General features: G+C 39.8%; 16 protein-coding genes. 9 read left to right on the top strand and 7 right to left on the bottom strand.

The features are described 5' to 3' along the window. Genes hisB through hisIE form a run of 5 tightly spaced genes read left to right on the top strand, consistent with a single transcriptional unit; the run spans position 1 to position 3,767 of the window. On the top strand, positions 1–1,068 hold the full coding sequence (gene hisB / locus RB151_RS06245; protein WP_042846543.1) for a bifunctional histidinol-phosphatase/imidazoleglycerol-phosphate dehydratase HisB: 1,068 nt from the start codon (positions 1–3) through the stop codon (positions 1,066–1,068). Continuing rightward, positions 1,068–1,661, top strand: coding sequence for an imidazole glycerol phosphate synthase subunit HisH (gene hisH, locus RB151_RS06240; protein WP_042846544.1), 594 nt, complete (start codon positions 1,068–1,070; stop codon positions 1,659–1,661). The genes hisB and hisH overlap by 1 nt, the downstream gene beginning before the upstream one ends. A 5-nt stretch (positions 1,662–1,666) precedes the next feature. Continuing rightward, a complete protein-coding gene (gene hisA, locus RB151_RS06235) occupies positions 1,667–2,404 on the top strand; it encodes a 1-(5-phosphoribosyl)-5-[(5-phosphoribosylamino)methylideneamino]imidazole-4-carboxamide isomerase (RefSeq protein WP_071547876.1) in 738 nt (245 codons plus the stop codon). After that, positions 2,386–3,162 carry an imidazole glycerol phosphate synthase subunit HisF gene (gene hisF, locus RB151_RS06230; RefSeq protein WP_071547875.1) on the top strand — a complete coding sequence of 259 codons (777 nt, stop codon included), beginning with the start codon at positions 2,386–2,388 and terminating at the stop codon, positions 3,160–3,162. Before hisA ends, hisF begins: the two co-directional genes overlap by 19 nt. Then, positions 3,156–3,767 (top strand): bifunctional phosphoribosyl-AMP cyclohydrolase/phosphoribosyl-ATP diphosphatase HisIE, encoded by a 612-nt coding sequence (hisIE, locus tag RB151_RS06225; RefSeq protein WP_071547874.1) that lies wholly within the window; start codon positions 3,156–3,158, stop codon positions 3,765–3,767. Before hisF ends, hisIE begins: the two co-directional genes overlap by 7 nt. A 34-nt stretch (positions 3,768–3,801) precedes the next feature. Here the strand turns inward: hisIE and RB151_RS06220 are convergent, their stop codons facing one another. Together RB151_RS06220 and RB151_RS06215 are read right to left on the bottom strand one after the other, a co-directional pair. Further along, positions 3,802–4,788, bottom strand: coding sequence for an ABC transporter substrate-binding protein (locus tag RB151_RS06220; protein WP_081363939.1), 987 nt, complete (start codon positions 4,786–4,788; stop codon positions 3,802–3,804). 60 nt (positions 4,789–4,848) lie between these two features. Continuing rightward, the gene (locus RB151_RS06215) at positions 4,849–7,026 is read right to left on the bottom strand and encodes a TonB-dependent receptor (protein WP_071547873.1); all 2,178 of its coding nucleotides are present in this window, start codon (positions 7,024–7,026) and stop codon (positions 4,849–4,851) included. A gap of 349 nt (positions 7,027–7,375) precedes the next feature. Between RB151_RS06215 and RB151_RS06210 the strand changes: the two genes are divergently transcribed. Further along, positions 7,376–7,852, top strand: a complete 477-nt coding sequence (locus RB151_RS06210) for a YbaK/prolyl-tRNA synthetase associated domain-containing protein (protein ID WP_042846643.1) — start codon at positions 7,376–7,378, stop codon at positions 7,850–7,852. 49 nt (positions 7,853–7,901) lie between these two features. On the opposite strand, the gene RB151_RS06205 is transcribed toward RB151_RS06210, so the two are convergent. Next, complete coding sequence (locus RB151_RS06205; protein WP_042846551.1) at positions 7,902–8,543, bottom strand: CatB-related O-acetyltransferase; 642 nt, start codon at positions 8,541–8,543, stop codon at positions 7,902–7,904. A 286-nt stretch (positions 8,544–8,829) separates the two neighbouring features. Here RB151_RS06205 and RB151_RS06200 point away from each other — a divergent pair, with 286 nt between their 5' ends. After that, a complete protein-coding gene (locus tag RB151_RS06200) occupies positions 8,830–11,991 on the top strand; it encodes a M66 family metalloprotease (protein WP_071547872.1) in 3,162 nt (1,053 codons plus the stop codon). Between the two features lie 83 nt (positions 11,992–12,074). Here RB151_RS06200 and RB151_RS06195 read toward each other — a convergent pair whose 3' ends face one another. Further along, entirely contained in the window at positions 12,075–13,262 is a 1,188-nt protein-coding gene (locus tag RB151_RS06195) for a multidrug effflux MFS transporter (protein WP_071547871.1), read from the bottom strand. 188 nt (positions 13,263–13,450) lie between these two features. After that, entirely contained in the window at positions 13,451–14,857 is a 1,407-nt protein-coding gene (gene gndA, locus RB151_RS06190) for an NADP-dependent phosphogluconate dehydrogenase (RefSeq protein ID WP_042846554.1), read from the bottom strand. A 242-nt stretch (positions 14,858–15,099) separates the two neighbouring features. Between gndA and RB151_RS06185 the strand changes: the two genes are divergently transcribed. After that, the gene (locus RB151_RS06185) at positions 15,100–16,683 is read left to right on the top strand and encodes a TerC family protein (protein WP_042846555.1); all 1,584 of its coding nucleotides are present in this window, start codon (positions 15,100–15,102) and stop codon (positions 16,681–16,683) included. Between the two features lie 182 nt (positions 16,684–16,865). Continuing rightward, entirely contained in the window at positions 16,866–17,546 is a 681-nt protein-coding gene (locus RB151_RS06180; RefSeq protein WP_071547870.1) for a hypothetical protein, read from the top strand. 49 nt (positions 17,547–17,595) lie between these two features. On the opposite strand, the gene asmA is transcribed toward RB151_RS06180, so the two are convergent. Both asmA and dcd read right to left on the bottom strand, forming a co-directional pair. Continuing rightward, positions 17,596–19,434 (bottom strand): outer membrane assembly protein AsmA, encoded by a 1,839-nt coding sequence (asmA, locus tag RB151_RS06175; protein WP_048606515.1) that lies wholly within the window; start codon positions 19,432–19,434, stop codon positions 17,596–17,598. A 127-nt stretch (positions 19,435–19,561) separates the two neighbouring features. Then, entirely contained in the window at positions 19,562–20,143 is a 582-nt protein-coding gene (gene dcd, locus RB151_RS06170) for a dCTP deaminase (protein ID WP_042846558.1), read from the bottom strand. Positions 20,144–20,177: the final 34 nt, after the last annotated feature.

The following is a 20,177-nucleotide window of genomic DNA, read 5'->3' as shown; positions in this document are numbered from 1 at the left end:
ATGAGCCAGAAAATTCTTTTTATCGACCGTGATGGTACCTTAATTACTGAGCCACCGACGGATTTTCAAGTCGACAGCTTAAACAAACTCGCCTTTGAAAAAGCGGTCATTCCTAGCTTACTTGCTCTGCAAAAAGCCAATTACCGCTTAGTGATGATAACCAACCAAGATGGCTTAGGCACCGATAGCTTCCCAACTGCTGACTTTGAACCACCCCATAATTTAATGATGCAAATTTTCACTTCTCAAGGCATCACGTTTGACGAAGTTCTAATTTGCCCTCATAAGCCTGAAGATAACTGCCCTTGCCGTAAACCTAAACTTCAATTGGTAGAACGCTATTTAGATAGCAATGTATTAGATAGCGAAAACAGCTATGTGATTGGTGACCGCGAAACCGATATTCAGCTTGCTGATAATATGGGGATCAAAGGCTTACGTTATAATGCAACTGAGCTTGATTGGGAAGCGATCACAGCACAACTCACTAAACGTAATCGCCATGCACGAGTAGAACGCGTTACCAAAGAAACGAATATACAAGTAGAAGTTTGGTTAGACCAAGAAGGTGGCAGTAAAATCAACACTGGGGTTGGCTTCTTCGACCACATGTTAGACCAAATAGCGACCCATGGCGGCTTCCGTTTAAATATCGAGGTCAATGGTGACTTATTTATTGATGACCACCACACAGTTGAAGACACAGGGCTTGCATTAGGTGAAGCTCTCAGAATTGCTTTAGGTGATAAACGAGGCATCGCACGCTTTGGTTTCGTGCTCCCAATGGATGAATGCCAAGCACGCTGCGCACTGGATATTTCAGGTCGCCCTCACCTTGAATATAAAGCAGAATTTAAATACCAACGCGTAGGTGATTTAAGTACAGAAATGATTGAGCACTTTTTTAGCTCACTTTCCTATGCAATGGGCTGCACATTACACCTAAAAACAAAAGGAAAAAACGATCACCACAAAGCAGAAAGCTTATTTAAAGTCTTTGGTCGGACACTGCGCCAAGCGATCCGCGTTGAAGGGGATACCCTCCCAAGCTCAAAAGGGGTTTTGTGATGAACGTCGTCATCCTTGATACTGGCTGTGCTAATTTGGCGTCTGTCGCTTATGCAGTAAAACGTTTAGGCTATGACCCGGTGATCAGCCGAGAAACCAATACTATTTTACAGGCAGACAAGGTGTTTCTACCCGGTGTCGGTACCGCTAGTGCCGCAATGGAAAAGCTCATTGAGCGTGAATTAGTCCCATTAATTAAGGCGCTAACTCAACCTGTATTAGGTATCTGTTTAGGGATGCAATTGCTTGGCTCCTTTAGCGAAGAAGGGCAAACAAATATCCCATTACTGGGGTTGATTGATAGCCCAGTACAAAAAATGGATGCTAACGGTTTACCTGTTCCCCATAGTGGTTGGAACCAAGTCAAAGCACTTGCTGGAAACCCGTTATTTAAAGGCATTGCCGATGATGCTTATTTTTATTTTGTACACGGCTATGCTATGCCTATTTCAGCGAATACCATTGCGCAAACACAATATGGAAATTTATTTAGCAGTGCTATCAATCGCGATAATTTCTATGGCGTACAATTTCACCCAGAGCGCTCTGGGGCTGCGGGTTCTCGCTTGATTCAGAATTTTTTGGAGATGTAATTACCATGATCATTCCTGCATTAGATTTAATCGATGGCACGGTAGTACGGTTACACCAAGGGGATTACGCTAAGCAAACAGATTACGGTAATGACCCTCTGCCACGCTTGCAACAGTATGAAAAAGAAGGCGCAAAACTCTTACACCTTGTGGATTTAACGGGGGCTAAAGACCCGCAAAAACGCCAAATTCCACTTCTTAAAAAATTATTAGCTGGCGTTAGTGTGCCGGTGCAAGTTGGTGGCGGTATTCGTAGCGAAGACGATGTTAAAGCATTGCTAGAGGCCGGTGCGACTCGCGTGGTGATCGGCTCAACTGCCGTAACAAAACCTGAACTCGTAAAAACTTGGTTTGAAACCTATGGTGGAGAAGCCATTGTACTGGCTCTAGATGTACGCATTAACACCGAAGGTGTAAAAGAAATTGCTATCAGCGGTTGGCAAGAAAACTCAAATTTAACATTAGAACAAGCCATTGAAATCTATCAACCTTATGGTTTAAAACATGTGCTCTGCACCGATATCTCTAAAGATGGCACGTTAACCGGCTCTAATGTGAATTTATACCAAGAAATCAGCCAAAAATTCCCTGATATTGCCTTTCAAGCATCTGGAGGAATTGGTAATTTAGACGATATTGCGGCTATTCCAGCATCTGGTGCCGCTGGGGTTATTGTTGGTCGTGCATTATTGGAAGGCAAATTTACCGTTACGGAGGCAATCGAATGTTGGCAAAACGCATAATTCCGTGTTTGGACGTCCGTGATGGCCAAGTCGTTAAAGGGGTGCAGTTTCGTAATCACGAAATCATCGGTGATATCGTTCCTTTAGCGCAACGCTACGCACAAGAAGGCGCTGATGAACTGGTATTCTACGATATTACAGCTTCGTCGGATGGCCGCGTTGTGGATAAAAGCTGGGTCGCTAAAGTTGCTGAGGTGATTGATATTCCATTTTGTGTAGCGGGTGGTATTAAAAGCGTTGAAGATGCAGCTCAAATACTGTCTTTTGGTGCAGACAAAATTTCAATTAATTCCCCTGCGTTATCTGACCCAACCTTAATCAGCCGCTTAGCAGATAGGTTTGGCGTACAATGTATTGTTGTTGGTATCGATACTTGGTTTGATGACAGTACTAATGAATACCTTGTATACCAATTTACCGGTGATGAAAAACGTACAACACAAACTCATTGGAAAACCCTCGATTGGGTCAACGAAGTGCAACAACGTGGCGCTGGGGAAATCGTTTTGAATATGATGAACCAAGATGGCGTCCGCCAAGGATATGACCTTGTTCAACTGAAAAAAGTCCGTGATGTGTGCCAAGTACCACTCATCGCATCAGGCGGTGCGGGGGAAAAAGTCCATTTTCTTGATGCCTTTGCTGACGCCAATGTTGATGGGGCTTTAGCCGCCTCGGTTTTCCATAAACAAATTATTAATATCGGTGAGTTAAAACAGTACCTAGCCGAAAATGGAGTTCAAATTAGAGTATGTTAACCACAGAACAATGTAGCCAACTGGCATGGCAAAAAGTCGATAATTTAATACCTGTGATCGTGCAACATGCCGTATCAGGGGATGTATTAATGCTTGGGTATATGAACCCTGAAGCATTACAAACCACTTTAGACAGCCGTAAAGTCACTTTTTATTCTCGAACTAAACAACGTTTGTGGACCAAAGGTGAAACATCAAATAATTTTTTAAATTTAGTTGATATTTACCCTGATTGTGACAGCGATACTTTATTGGCGCTCGCCTTACCGGATGGCCCAACATGTCATAAAAGCACTCAAAGTTGCTTTGCTCCCGCACAAAGTGATTGGGGCTTTCTGTTTGAGCTAGAAACCTTGCTAAAAGAGCGAAAAACGGCATCACCTGAAAGCTCTTATACCGCTCGTTTATATGCAAGTGGCACTAAACGTATCGCCCAAAAAGTTGGGGAAGAAGGTGTTGAAACGGCCTTAGCAGCCACCGTCAATGACCGCGCTGAATTAACTAACGAAGCCGCTGATTTGATGTATCACTTAATGGTACTACTGCAAGACCAAGAACTTGATTTAAGTACTATTATTAAACGTTTAAAAGAACGTCACCAATAAATCAATAGCTGCCAGTTTTACTGGCAGCTAAATTTTAAGGGTTCAAAATTTTATCGATTTGCTGGTCACTGAGGCGAATTGCAAAGAATTTCAGGTAAAAATCTGCGGTTTCCTGTTTCATGTCAATATCCGCAAAGCGTTCGGGGTAAAGTGTTTGCGCCAACCATAAAAATTGTAATGCTTCTTCTGACGTCTCACGGCACCACCAGAACATACCCTTTGGGTTCACATATACTTGCTGGTTCTTTACTGCGCGAAGCGCACTCCACTGAGCTGATGATTTTATTATCTGTGCATCTTCTTTATTCATTGCCACTATTACATCAGGGTTCGCCGCAATAATAGTTTCGAGTAAAACTTCACCAGAATTATTTTTCTTATTGGAAAACCATGTTTCAGCGACATTTTTTGCGCCAGCTAAATCCATCCAGTCTTGGTTTAATGAGGGACGACCAGAGGTAAATAACGCACTCCCCATACTATGGTACACCGTCCGCTTCTCTCCCTCGGTTAACCCGACTAAGCGTTCGCTGACTAATGTAATATTGCGGTCAAAATAACGTTGATATTCTATCGCTTTTTGCTGTGCATCCGGGCCTAGCTCAACCGCCGTTGCTTGTACTCTTTCCTGCAAAGCTTGTAGTGAATTGGCAGGGTACTCCACAACTTTCACCCCCGCACTTTCTAAAATGTCTCTCTGTGGTACTTCCATCCCTTTTGCAACAAACAATAATTGTGTTTGTAATGAAATAATCTGTTCTGGGTTTAATTGGTTACTTAGGCTGATAACTGGAACATTATCAATGTTGGGTAACATTTGGCGAAATAATGGAATTTTCTTCGCAATCACCGATGTACCAACAATCTGCTCACCATACCCCAACATCATAATAATGGTATTTTGTGCCGGCCATGGTGTCGCAATCCGTAGATCGGGATTATCTGTTTTCGCTAGGGATAAACCATAAGTTAGCAGTCCTACCAGCAAAATAACCGTTTGTAAAAAATCAGCTTTTCTCATATTTGTCACCCTTCTTTGCTGAATAATAAAGAAGGGTGCCCCTTATTTTTATAGGATTAATTAGAAATCAAAAGTTGCGGTTGCGCGTACTTCACGGCCTGAACCTACAAATGCGCTATTACCACCGCCTTGGCCATTATTTCCCCCCGGGAAAATCGATGCCCAATAACGCTTATCTGTCACATTATTAACGGATAACCTAAAAGTGGTAGGAACAAGACCTATTTTGGTGCTGTAACGAGCCCCTAGGTCTACAGTGGTGTAGCTATCTATCCAACTCGTATTTGTATCATTAGCGGCACGTTTTCCGCTGTAATGCACATTAGCGCTATAAACCAGTTCAGGCACCGATGGTAAGCTATACTCTACGAGCATATTGGCTTGGACTTTAGGTACCCCAACGACGCGTTTGTCTTTAGTCGATATTAACCCTGTATCTGTTAATTTAGGGTCAAGAAAAGTCACACCACTATAGATATTTAACCCCTGCCATACATGGCCTGTCGCGCTAAGCTCAAGCCCTCGATTTACTTGTTTTCCCTGTTCACGAAAGAGATCATTACCATCCACATAAGCAAATGGCCGTTCTAAATGAAACAACGCAGCCCCTAGGTTTAAGTCGGCAACATCGGCTTTAATTCCCAACTCATATTGCTTACTACGGTAAGGGTTTAAAGTATGCCCTTCATTTTTAATACCTTGTCCTAATGGAGCAGTATCTCCTTCCTCCAGTGAATCCGCATAGCTAATATAGGTCATTACTTGTGGGCTAATTTTGTACATCAGTGCCGCTTGTGGGCTAAGACCATGATGATGAGTTTGACTCGTTTTATGGTGTTGTTTATCAAAACTACGGCTTTCTAACCAACTTTGACTGAGGTAAAACATTGCAGACCATTGGGGGTCAAAGGTGATGGTATCGCCAATTGTGATACTTTGTTGTCGATTTTCAGCCGATTTATAACGTGAGCCCCCCGTATGGATCTTACCATCAGAAGGCTCTTCCATTGGCGATGGATGGTACATATTGGTATCACCTAAATTGCGTCGAGTACTATTTTCTTTTGAGCTATAAATCGACCACACATAGCCATTCGTCGCTAACGACAAATCATGAGCGATTGGCCCTGTCTCCACATGGCCATTTAACATTACGGAGTGACTTAGCACTCTAAAGCGCCCCGATGCAGGAGAATCCATCAACGATCGGGAAATCGTTCCATTATTATCTTGAATAGCACTGGTTACCGTCCGCATAGCTCTATCTGCTTGTTGATAGCCTACCCCAGCTTTCAATGACCAATCTTCATTAAAATCATGAAGTAAGCGAGTACTAACTGTATCAGTAGTTAAATCATTGCCTGCGGTATGTAGTGCTAAGTTTTTATCTTGTGGATTTGGTGCTTTTGGTAACTTAACCTTAGGACCATAGCTGAAACTCCCCACATACCCTTTTTGCACAAAGTTATAATGGCTCGCATTAAGTTGTAATTGCGTACCAGGCTGAATATTCCAATCCAGTGCTAATGAGGCAAATTTACGCCGTAATGTACTATCATCTACACTGCCCGTACCTTCTTCATCCAGTAAGTTAAGACGGTAGCCAAAGCGCTTATTTTCATCAAAATACCCTCCTAAGTCCCCATGACCACTATAGGCATTACGGCTTTGATAGCCTAACGTTAAGCGTTGCACATCCTCAGGTCGTTTGGCCGTAAAATTAAACTGCCCCGCTGGGCTTGCAGGGCCATACAATGCCCCCGTCAAACTATTAATGATGTCGACCCTGTCCAGCATTTCAACAGGGAATGCTGTGGTCGAAATAATATACAAATCATCAAGGCGACTATTTGCCACCACACTACCCTGCATTCCTCTGCTTTGAGGACGCCCGACATCCATGCCCCCTCGGGCTTGCATTTGTGTACTTGGTGCAAACTTCAACAATTCACTCAAACTTTTAGCTTGTTGGTTATTGATTATTTCGCGGCTAATAGTGGTTGTGGAGTATGGTGTATCAATCCATTCCAAATTCCCTAATGGGCCAATATCAATTTGTGAAGTAAAAAAGCCGGCTCCGGCTTGCGCTTCTGTCGTGACATCGTTTGGCGCTGCTGTCACCAACATACGGTCTTGTTTAGGTTTAGCTAGTTGCTCAGAGACTTGAGCAGCAACAATAGATGGGGCTATCCCTGCAATAAGAGGCAATATTACATATAAGTTAAATTTACGGTTCATATTATCTTTTCGTTATATAAAACTTTATATTACCGATAATAAAATACAGCGTAAATGATCAACCTCAATTCTTAACAATTTGTATTCTCACTAACTCATGAAAAAACATAACTATAACGGTTTGATTTTAATAGAAATAAAAAACAAAATAGCATATGAAATAGAAAAGGCTATAAACTAACCAATAAAACAGATTAAAACCGCATCTGATATGCAATTTATAATATTTAGCATATTTTGATTTTTAACAGCCCTTGGTTTTGCGGTTGTATCTGCATGTAAACTTGCTATCATTCCCTGATATTGATGTGGTTTAAAGGGAAGAACAGTGTCTGAAAATTCTATTTTTATGCAGTTAACGCAATTACTTAATAAAAATAATGCAAAGTATCGTGTGATGGAGCACCCCACCGCTGGGAAATCAGAAGAAGTGGCAAAAATACGTGGCACTCAACTTGGACAAGGTGCAAAGGGATTGGTATGTCATGTTAAAGGTAATGGTATCCGCCAGCATGTACTCGCGATTTTGCCAGCAGATAAACAAGCCGATTTAAACAAAATTGCACTGGCAATTGGTGGAACTCGTGCGTCCTTAGCAAGCCCGAAAGAAGTGGATGAACTCACGCAATGTGTATTCGGTGCGATCCCCCCTTTTAGCTTTCATCCCAATTTAAAGCTCATTGCTGACCCGCTGCTGTTTGAACGTTTTGAGGAATTAGCCTTTAATGCAGGCACATTAGAACGCTCGATTATTTTAAATACAGAAGATTACCAAAGAATAGCCAAGCCCACTTTAGTAAAGTTTATTCGTATAGAGGAAAGCTAACCATCTAATCGTAAAAAGGGTTATTCCATAGAATAACCCTAAATGACAATTACTGATTAAGCTGTCGGTCGTATTCAATACTGGCTTGCTTTAGTGCCTGAAAATCAGATCCACAAATCACGCGCTTTAAAGCGGAGAATTTTGCTTCTGGCCAATCATAGATTTTCAGCGCCAAGAGTTCGCTAATCACTTCAGGCGCAAACCGGTGTTTAACTGGCTTGGCAGGGTTCCCCCCAACAATGCTATAAGGCTCAACATCTTTAACAACCACACTGTTGCTCGCAATGACGGCTCCCTCACCAATTTTGACACCCGGCATGATAAAAGCTCGCATGCCAATCCATGCTCCGTCACCAATCACCGTATCCCCCTTTCCTATATAAGCTTCCTCAATATATTCAAGGAAAGGATATAAACAAAACCAATCCATTCGATGAGTATGATTCCCACCCATCAAAATCACGGCTTCACTGCCAATACAAACATAGTCCCCAATGTAAAGTTGGTCTACATCCCACGCAAGCTGCCAATCTCGACTTTGCTCATCCCCCTGAAGGTAACGAACAACCGAATTTTCAAAGCCATTATCCCAACAATCACTGTAGTAGCTATGCTTACCTTTAATATGAATATTAGGGTTTTGCACAACCTCATGCAGTAATTCATATTTTGACCAATGCTTTTTATTCATGGTAATAAACCTTTTAATCCGTTTATATTTACCATAGAACGCTGTCTATGGTGATGTATTCGCGTTCAAAATACATCACCTTTAGCTACCCTTGGCTTATTTAACAATGGATTCTGCATATTCAATACTCAGCTAGAAATATCATACAAACTTACCATTAATTAAAGTTTAAGACTAACTGTTAGTCAATCATGATTATTAGCTGCACTTTATTTAATATAATATTGATAAGTAATTTTAATTAATTACTTGATTGATAAATACCAAAAATATAAAAAGGAATTTTATGTTTAATCCTACTACGAGCGCACTACCATCAATAACAGAAATAATCGAGGCTGAAAATACCTATCCCTTCACTCTTAACCCTGAAAATGATAACAGAATTTTATTAGATATATGGCACATCATACATGAAGCTAATACTAACCCATTAATAAGTGATAAATACCTAGAAGTACAATTATTCCAGCAACGGTTCAACGATATCATTAATGCAAAAATGAAGTATTTTAATAAAAACCAATTTCCTAATGACCTTATTGGGGAATTAAAGGCTAATGTCACTTTTGCTCAAGCCAGTATAATCCCTGCCAAAAATAGAATTGCTGGAGACACACACCCAACTCTAGTTTCCGACCGTAATACTTTGATACTGGTAAAACCCCATAAAATTATTGCAGAGAGTGAACCTTTTCAATTCAAAATATTTGATAAAAAAAACAACTTATTAATAACTAAAGAGCTTCTTCCCCCTTCAAAACTCCCCCCCACTGCAAATAACCATATTCCAGAAACTGACTTATTACCTCGCTATTTTAATAAAACAAATAAATTTGACCTGACTATTAACCATAATGATGACCTAAAAAAGGTAACAGAAAACCCCATTTACTTTGATAAGTTAATTAAAATAAATGATAAAATAAACATAATATTCAATGACCCTTCCCCGCAGAAAACCTTTGTAATTAATAATAATACTGGATATAGCTATAAATACATCTCTATTTACAATGATTCAAATAAAACCGTAAAAATTGAATATGGTAATAAGCATACCTCACTGAAAAAAAACAACAGCCTTATTTTTATTTGTGATGGAAATGGCCGATGGCAAACAAAGAAGGATGTAGAAATATCTGAGTACTACCGGGTTACACCATCTTCTTTAGAATTTAAACTAAAAGGATTTACTCAATTACTCGCCCCCCGAAAAGAGGGCAGAACTGACACAAATAATTTAGACCAATATTTTAAAATTCACTCGAGTATAGAACTTGAATTAACAGATAATGATTGGGTTAAAAAAATTTACTTAATTAATAACAAGCAGCATAGTGGTAAAAAAATACTGTTTTCATCCAAAACTAAAAAACAAACGGAGATTAGCTTCAATAATAATATTGTCTCACTGAAAAAAGGTGAACAACGACTTCTCGTTTGTAACTTTGATGGCGTATGGAAAAACACTCCCATTGCTGCTCCCCCACCATTAGCTATTTCACCTTCTATAATAGACGGCAGTTTATATGACTTACTCATTAGTGATAACTCACAAATCCAAAAAATCACCAATGATAGTGAATCTTTTAACCAGCTAATCGCACACAATGAAACGATAAAAATAGCAACTAGTGATGGGAATTGGGCGCCAAAATTTCGACTTAACGCTAATGACTTTTTCCATAATAAGAAAGTTATGTTTTCATCCGAAGCTTCTTATACCAGTTCTATTTTCTACGGCAGTAAAAAATATGAGCTAAAAACAGGCGAAAAAATCACTTTTATTTATGATATTAAAAAAAAATGGGTCCCGATAACAGAACCTACCACAAGCGCCCCGCTTGAAAACCTCGCCTATTCAGAAAATACTTGGTCAGCTATCATTCCTAAAGAATATATAAAACCGGGGATACGCTTTGAGTTCAATACCCTTGAGTCTACAGGAGCGCTTAATGATGTGAAAATTGGTGCTCCCAATATCCTGATGATTAACACTATAGATATTGGTATGTTAACCCCCCCAAGGAATGAGTTTGACTTTCAAAATAACCATGAGTTAAACCGCCAATATGGCCAAACAGTCCCCGCTGCGACATTGATTGTAACTCGTTTTGACCCCGTCTACTTAACTCAAGTTGTTACCCCTCGTGGTGAGCTATTTATTGATAAAGCAACAGGCGAAGGGGGTGGTCATGACGGGAATATGCGACATGAGATTGCCAAAGACCTCATTTCCGACGGCATTAATTCAGCCAACTATGGTATTAATAGTTCTCAGGCATCAGCTCCATCATTTCTCCCCACATTCCAAGTAACCATGCATAATTCTGTTGGCGTATACGAAAATGGCATACAACATCATGGTTGGTCGGGAGGCGGTGGAAAAGCCACATTATATGAATCAAAGGGAAATGAGGTTAGCCATGAATTAGGTCATAATTTTGGCTTAGGTGATTATCACGGCGGTCCTGAAGGCGGAACACACACCACACCCGATAAAAAAAACTCATCATGGCTATGGGATTGTGAGTACAATTATTTTATTCCTAACTTGTCACACGACGGGGTATTTAATACTGATGCAATGTCTAGTGGCTACCCTTTCGACTCAAACTATAATTCTTTTACCGCTTACACACCAAATTCATTAGCTGCAATTCAAAAACGGCTTCAAAATAGTTATATATTTTCCCTTGAATCGACGACTGGTTATAAAAAATGGGATTCTGACAAAGCAGAAATGGTAGATGCCAGCCCTGATCTTTCAGAACTTATATTCTTTCATTATTCGACAAAGAATGGGGAAAATTTAACCGATGAAAAACTTAATACTTTTGCAGAGAAATATAAGTTTATTCACATACAAAGTGGTAATGGCTACCATACTCCTAATATGACTTTCCCTCCTGCCACGCCTAAAAATAAAGGCTCAATCATAAAAATAAGCTCATTTGCAGACTGGAGTAGTAACGTAATCGTCAATAGCGTTGAAAGTAAAATAACTAAAGACAAAATACTATCTTATATTTCGAATGGCCATACTTGGCAAAAAATAGAGAGCCAAGGGATATATAAAAAACCTGATAAACAAGGCGTCCCTATTATTACCTTAACCGGGTTTTATGACCCCGACGGCAAGTTTGAAAGGCAAAGCTGTATACCTCTCTATGGTTCTTTCGGCATGGTTTATCGACCTGATGAACACATTTTCCCTGACTCACCATATTTAGAAGTAATATTACAAGATGGCACAATTAATAAATACCAACTGCATGCCTTTAGAATGAAAGAGGGCCTGATGAATAAATACCATGTCAATATTGAATGGAAGCTTAATCCAGTAAAAGTGAATATTTATGTTAATAATAAAATAGTTCACACTGAAGATATCGAAATAAAAACCCTAAAACACCCAACAACAATTAATGGGGAAATAGTTTAATGTTGATATAAGGTATTAGCATAAAGTAATCTCAAGGCTCAATTAACATTGCTAGCTAATCGAGCCTTGAATAGCATTAATAATTAATGACTTTCGTCTTTAGTTAATTTTAAGCTCGCCTTTCTTGCAACTAAGCCAAAAATACAACCAATTAACATAACTATCGCTAGGGATAGTTTCGGGGCGATAGGTAAAGCAATGGCAAATAACCCTAACCCTGCTCCTCCTGCCATTTGCACAAACCCCACTAACGCAGAAGCCGTCCCGGCTTCGTTACCAAATGGTTCTAAGGCATAACTTGTTGCGGTGCCCATCATAAAGGCAAGGCCGGTACAAGCACATGCGACAGGTAACATATACACAGCCCAATGATTTTGCACTTGTTCAGAGAGTAAAATAAAACCAAGCAGCAACCCTAAACAACCTAATTCCATCATCGTACTGCCCACTAATAAACAAGTTGGCCGGCCAATTTTATGAATAAAGTAATTGGCAATATAGCTGGCAAACATGATCCAAAAACCATTTATTCCAAATACAATAGAAAATTCTAGTGGGGTAAGTTGTGCATCCCCCATTAGAACACTGGGCGCAAGGGAAACATAAGTTAGTGCCATCCCCATAGTCCCTGCATTAACCAAAGCAAAAATGATAAATTGACGGTCACCCAAAATCCGCCAATAGGTTTTAAGTTGGGTCGTTTTTACTGCTGGCAAATTTGTTGGCCGTGTTTCCGGTAATAATATGATAATCAGTACTAATATTACCAACGCATACAGTGCAAGGAACCAAAATGGCGCACGCCACCCCCAAGCCTCCGCCAATAACCCCCCTAATAATGGGGCCAATGCAGGAACAATATTGAGTGTACCATTTAGAAAACCGAAGGCTCGCGCCGCTTCTGTACCATTCATACGGTCGCGCACACAACTAAAAGCCACTACAGAAGTGCAACAAACCGCAACTCCCTGCAATAAACGAGAAGCAATAAATACTGCCGGTGTCGTTGCTACAATCGCAACACCTGCACCGATGATATATAGCACCATACCTGCAATCGCGACAGGTTTTCGTCCATATCTATCCACTAGTGGGCCCGAAATTAATTGCCCTAACCCCAGAACGAGAATGAACAGTGCTATCGTTGACTGGATCACCGACTCACTGCTACCTAAATCCCTCGCAATATCAGGTATTGTCGGCAAATATAAATCAATCCCTAATGGACCAAGTAATACTAATAAAAGCAATAAAATAAGAAAGTTACGCATAAACCATGCCTAGACTCGATAAAATATAATTTAAAAATATTCGCTGTTATAAATTATAAAAAAGCTATATTCGATACCGAATAAGCGATTTACTCATCGTTATAAATTAACCATTTTACGGTGCTTAAAAGTCAAAAAAGGCGCTAAACCTAGCGCCTTTTATGTCATCAATAATCAATGATGACGGATTATTCCATCCATTCTGTGTGGAAAACACCGTCTTTATCCGTACGTTTATAAGTGTGAGCACCAAAGTAGTCACGCTGCGCTTGGATTAAGTTTGCAGGCAATACCGCTGAACGGTAGCTATCATAGTAAGAAATTGCTGCTGAGAACGTTGGTGTAGGTATGCCATTTTGCACCCCATAACAAACAACATCACGCAGAGCTTGTTGGTATTCATCGGCAATTTGTTTGAAATATGGCGCTAACAGCAAGTTGGCAATTTTTGCATCTTGGTTATAAGCGTCAGTGATTTTTTGCAAGAATTGAGCACGAATAATACAACCCGCACGGAAAATTTTCGCGATTTCACCGTAGTTGAGGTCCCAATTATATTCATCTGATGCCGCTTTCAGCTGTTGGAAACCTTGCGCATAAGAAACAATTTTACCTAGATATAACGCACGGCGAATTTTCTCAATAAATGCTTTTTTATCACCATCAACTGCTTTTAATACTGGGCCACTTAATACTTTAGAGGCGGCTACACGTTGGTCTTTCAAGAATGAAATATAACGCGCAAATACAGATTCAGTGATCAGAGTCAGAGGAATGCCTAAATCAAGAGCACTTTGGCTAGTCCATTTACCTGTCCCTTTATTTGCTGCTTCATCAAGGATCACATCAACCAGATATTTACCATCTTCATCTTTTTTCTTGAAGATATCTGCTGTGATTTCAATCAAATAGCTGCTTAACTCACCTTTATTCCACTCTGCAAAGGTGTCTGCCAATTCTTCGTTACTTAAGTTCAATGAGCCTTTTAGCAATGAATATGCTTCTGCAATTAATTGCATATCACCATATTCGATACCATTGTGAACCATTTTGACATAGTGCCCTGCACCATCTGGACCAATATAAGTCACACATGGCTCGCCTTCTGCTTTCGCTGCAATCTCTTTTAAAATTGGAGCAACTAATTCATAAGCTTCTTTTTGACCGCCAGGCATGATTGAAGGGCCTTTCAATGCACCTTCTTCACCACCAGAAACACCTGTACCGATGAAGTTGAAACCTTGTTCAGATAATTCGCGATTACGACGGATAGTATCTTTATAAAGAGTGTTACCACCATCTATTAAGATATCACCTTTGTCCAAATGAGGAGTCAGCGAGGCAATTGTTTTGTCTGTTGCTTCACCCGCTTTAACCATCAACAAGATGCGGCGTGGTTTTTCCAGAGAGTCAACAAACTCTTCAATTGTATAGTTGGGAACTAATTTTTTCCCTGGATTTTCGGCGATAACTTCATCTGTTTTATCTTTAGAACGGTTAAAGATAGACACTGAATAACCGCGACTTTCAATGTTCAGCGCAAGATTGCGCCCCATGACAGCCATTCCGACAACACCAATCTGCTGCTTTGACATGAAAAACTCCTGTCTGATTAGGACCAAGTCAGCCTTGATAGTGCTGACATTCTGTTAACGGGATCACATATTAACCTAGGATTGTGCAGCATGGTAGTTATTGATGCAATCGATGACGTATTCACGACTTTTTTTGTCAAAAAATATCTAACTAAAGTGAATTTTTATTGATATTTAGTTCAACAAACCGCATTATTCACCTGTCGGCATAAGCCGTCATATCAGAAGGTAAAACAAACTGTATGGAATGGATCGCAGATCCTTCGATTTGGGCGGGCCTCGCTACCCTTATCGTTCTAGAAATCGTTCTTGGTATAGATAACCTCGTTTTCATCGCCATTCTAGCTGACAAACTCCCGCCTAAGTTGCGTGATAGAGCCCGTGTAACGGGGCTTATGCTTGCACTTATCATGCGCGTTGTCCTGCTCTTTAGCCTGTCATGGCTAATTACGCTAACGAAACCAATATTGACACTCTTTGAGCATCCTTTCAGCGCTCGAGATCTGATCATGTTGATCGGGGGGCTATTCCTATTGTTCAAAGCAACAATGGAGCTAAACGAACGACTAGAAGGTAAAGACGAGCACACTAATACTCAACGAAAAACATCGAATTTCTGGGCTGTTGTTGCACAAATCATTGTTCTTGATGCGGTTTTCTCTCTTGACTCTGTCATTACAGCTGTCGGTATGGTTGACCATATTGGCGTCATGATTGCCGCAGTCACTATTGCAATGCTGTTGATGATTTGGGCAAGTAAACCGTTGACTAGCTTTGTCAATAACCACCCCACCATTGTCATACTGTGTTTAAGCTTCTTACTTATGATTGGTTTCAGCTTAGTTGCCGAAGGCTTCGGTTATGCCATACCGAAAGGCTACTTATATGCTGCGATCGGCTTCTCTATCATGATTGAAGTTCTTAACCAATTTGCGCAGTTCAATCGCCGTAAATTCCTGACGGGAACAAGGCCTCTGCGCGAACGTACTGCTGAAGCGGTATTGCGTATTTTAAGTGGTAAAGCAGAAAGAGGCGAATTAGACCCTCACACATCAGATCTGATTGCGGATAACCAATCTGTTTTTGACCCGCAAGAACGTTTGATGATTGCGCGTGTCTTAGGTATGGCACAACGTAACGTTGAGAGTATTATGACCTCACGTCATGATGTGGATTACCTCGACATCAATAAATCCTCCGCCGATTTACTGCAATTGATGGAGAAAAACCCGCATTCACGCTTAGTGGTTATAGATGAAACAATTAGTGATGAACCTGTTGGTGTTGTTCATGTAATGGATTTAGTCAAACAACAGCTTCGTGGTAAACCGCTTAATTTGCGTGCATTAATCACGCAACCTCTAATTTTCCCTGAAGGGTTATCACTATTAAAAGCATTAGAACAGTTCCGTAAAGCCCATACACACTTTGCGTTTGTTGTGGATGAATTTGGCTCTATCGAAGGTATCGTCACATTGACCGACGTAATGGAAACAATCGCGGGTAACTTGCCCGTTGGTGATGAAGAAAATGACTCACGCCACGATATTCAAAAACTGGATGATGGTACTTGGATTGCCAACGGCTTTATGCCACTTGAAGACCTGATCATGTTTATCCCAATGGAATTAGACGATAAGCGTGAATATGAAACAATTGCAGGTTTACTAATGGAACACTTACAGCGCGTTCCTGAAGTAGGCGAACAAGTGACTATCAATGGCTGCGTATTCCAACCACTTGAAGTCAACAGTCATCGTGTTAATAAAGTGCTCATTACACCGCCAGCACCTGAAGGTGATGGCTATGAATTTGAAGATGACTAACCTTTAGTTCTAAACAAAATAAATGCCGGCCTCTGAGCCGGTATTTTTTGTTTCACTTTTAGTAAGAAATGGCTATTTAATAGCGGTAAATAAAAACAACATCGTTTTTTAAAAGAATAATCATTGAAATACTGAATAATTTATAGCATTGAATATACCTAATCTTTAATAAAGGTCACACTATGCATATAAAAACTCAGTCTCCAAATATAAATACGTTGCAAACACAGAAGATTAATCAAACTACAAATAAATCATCAGGAAAGGTTGCTGTTACCGCGAATCGACTTCAAAATAATACTGAACAATATCCTATGGCTTCTAAAAAGAAAGTCCGCTTTTTAGAAAACAGCCAAATGAAAGAGTTATCTAGTCAAGAGACCACGAGTAAACTCTCAGAAAATAAATCTATTGATGCCTTAACCAAAAAAGAATTACTGATTACATCAGAGAAAACAATCCATAAGCAAGATATCAAGGATTTAAGAAATCACATATCTAAAAGCTTAGATTTAATTTCTAAACAAATAAAAAAAATAGGCACCTCAGATGGTCGAAGGTGTAAAATTACCCTACCTAAAGATACAATGAATAAGTTTAATAACATATTATTAAACTTAAAAGATAATATTCAACACTATAAGAATGAATTAGGGCGTTCAACTTATCAGCACAATAGTAATAAAGAAAAAACGCTTAGCAAATTAGAAGATAAATTAAATAATACAGCTGGAAAATTTATAAAAAGTGAAGGAAGAAATAACTATTTATCTAGGGATAGTTCAGTTAAGCAGACTAACAATACCTTTGAAAACACAAAACAAAGGCAAGAAGATTATAAAAATGGAAATGGCTACTATTAATGTCCATTTGCACTTATAAAAAACGCCCAATAAAGGGCGTTTTTTTAAGTTAAAGCGCGTTTAATAAATCATTAAGCCCTTTATTTTCTTCTTTTTTTAAGAAATTACCAATGGCTTCTTTAGCTTGAGTTCGTAATTCATTTCGCAAGAGTTTTTCCACATCTAGCTGGTACTGTAAACTATACCAGCTACCGTATATCCGCAGAGGAATTGTCATCTCTTGTAGCTGTTTAACCAAGCGTGAATCCCCTCCCCAACCATTGGCGATATTCACACCTAAATTAACATCTATAGTTTCATTAGGGATATTCATATTCCCTTGACCATTAATATTAACCAAGGCAGAGGTCGCTTGCATGGAGGATATATTTAAATTACCTTTATTCAAAATACCAGCTACCTTGAATAAATCTACTTCCGTATAATTACCAGTATTAACGGGAGCATTTATTTTATTCGTAACACGAGAAACCGACTGCTGAATTAGTTGTGGGATATTCAAGCCTTGTAATTTGGCACTTCTCAATTCAAAGCTAACCGGCCCCTGCCATTGGTTTTTTACCGCATAATCATCATACCCAATACCCGATAAGGTTGCATTTAACGAAATAATACCGCTTATTTTCTGCGGCATATTAAATGCTTTTAGTAATGGTGTTAAATCGATATGGTTAAATTTTGGCTTAGCTGAAACATAAGCAGGAGTTGAGCGGTAATTCAAGGTGACGGGCAATGAGAAATCCCCACCAAACGCTTTCCCTTGCAGTTTAGCAACGCTAAAACGTGGAGCTTGGTTTTGTGCCTCAAAAACCACATCAGTTACTGTCATTCCACGATAAACTAAATGATTAATAGCTAAATTAATATCTGCGGTAAAAGACTGTAAACCAGATAAATCATACTGTTGAGTATTTGAACCTGATATCACAGGTTTAACACCGACACGGTTATTATTTGTCTCAGCCGTTGAATTAGAATCAGCCGCTGCTGTACCAAGTAAGTTATCTAAATCTAATTTATCTGAAACTAACTCAATCGCCACTTTTGGGATATCTGTTAATTGGATACTGATATTGCCCGTTAAGCTACTCTCATTGGCTTTGATCAACAAATTACTCAAACTTGCATTTTCTATTTTCCCTTTTGAATACAGGAAATCGCTGGTAATCTGCCCTTCTATACCGTTTTCGGGTAAATCAACACCACTTAATTTATAGTCAAATTGTGTCAACTTCCCACTAATCTTTTGATTAATATTAGATAAATCTATATCAGCCCGTGTATCAAAAATAAGTTCTTGCTGGTTTTTATTCAAGTTACCACTGAATTTGGCTGCGATTTGTTTTTTATCACTTTTTTTCAATGATAAATTTATATTTCGTAAATTAAATTCGTCTTTAGCAGTTTGCCAGATAACTAAGCTATTGGATATATTGATTTTTTCTATATCTAATAACCAATTAGTTTTTTCTGTTGGAGAGGATGATGGCGCTGTTCCGCCAGGGGCTACTGGGGCATTGGTGTGAATTTTGGGTTCGCTTTCTGGTGTTTTGCGAATGACCGCACCATCAATCACAATTTGCTCAACGGAGAGCTTATGAGAAATAAGCGGCCATAATTCAACATCTAGGCGCATGTTTTCCGCACTAAGAACAGGAGTTGTCGCATTAGGAGCAGTGAGAGATATCGGCCCCGTAATAATACTGAGTGTAGGCCAAACATGCCAACGCATATCCCCATTGAATTCAAGCTGATATCCACTTTTTTTATCTACTTGTTCCACAATGTAATGACGGAAATCGTTGGGGTTTACTAGCATCACAAGTGTTGTCAAACCCGCAACAATGACCACAAGTAAAATAATCAATGTCGTTAAAAAACGTTTCATGCTTCCCTCTCTTAAAACCCACCAGCGCCCATCATAAAGCGAACTTACACCACTGCTATCCCTGAAAATGGGCGGAAATTGCTTCTCATATCCTTCAAGAACAACAAGTTCCGCAAAATTACAGTGCTTAGTCTTCGCTAATCCGGCTACCTACTGCACCTTGTTGGTTTTTATATTTAGCATCTTGACGGCTATTATATGGGCGGTCTGCACTACCAGATAATGGCTCAAAACTTAAAGCACCGATCACCATACCCGGACGTAACGCTAAAGGCAATTTCCCAGAATTATAAAACTCTAACACGATTTGCCCATGCCAGCCGGGATCGATTCGATGTGCTGTTACGTGCACCATCAAACCCAGCCTTGCTAGTGAAGAACGACCATCTAACCAACCAACAAGATTGTCAGGGAGCGTAACAGACTCAAGCGTCACTGCAAGTGCTAATTCCCCTGGATGTAGGAAAAATGGTTCATCTTCACCTAGCACGATTTCATCGCTCATTACACGATCCAACGCGGCATTAACCTCATTTTTGGGACCGCTCAGGTCAATAAATGCAGCGGTATGCCCACGAAAAACACGGAATTGATTACCCAGTCGAACATCAGCGGTTGCACCATTAATCCGTTCAACGGGTGGGCGTGGGCTAATGACTAATTTACCATCATCCATCCATTGAATAATATCGCGGTCACATAGACGCATGGTTGTTTCCCCCTTCATTATTTTAGTCTCTGCG

It is taken from the genome of Providencia rettgeri (genome assembly GCF_001874625.1).
GTDB lineage: Bacteria > Pseudomonadota > Gammaproteobacteria > Enterobacterales > Enterobacteriaceae > Providencia > Providencia huashanensis.
Note: the sequence above shows the minus strand (reverse complement) of the source record. Positions and strands in the feature narration are given on the sequence as shown.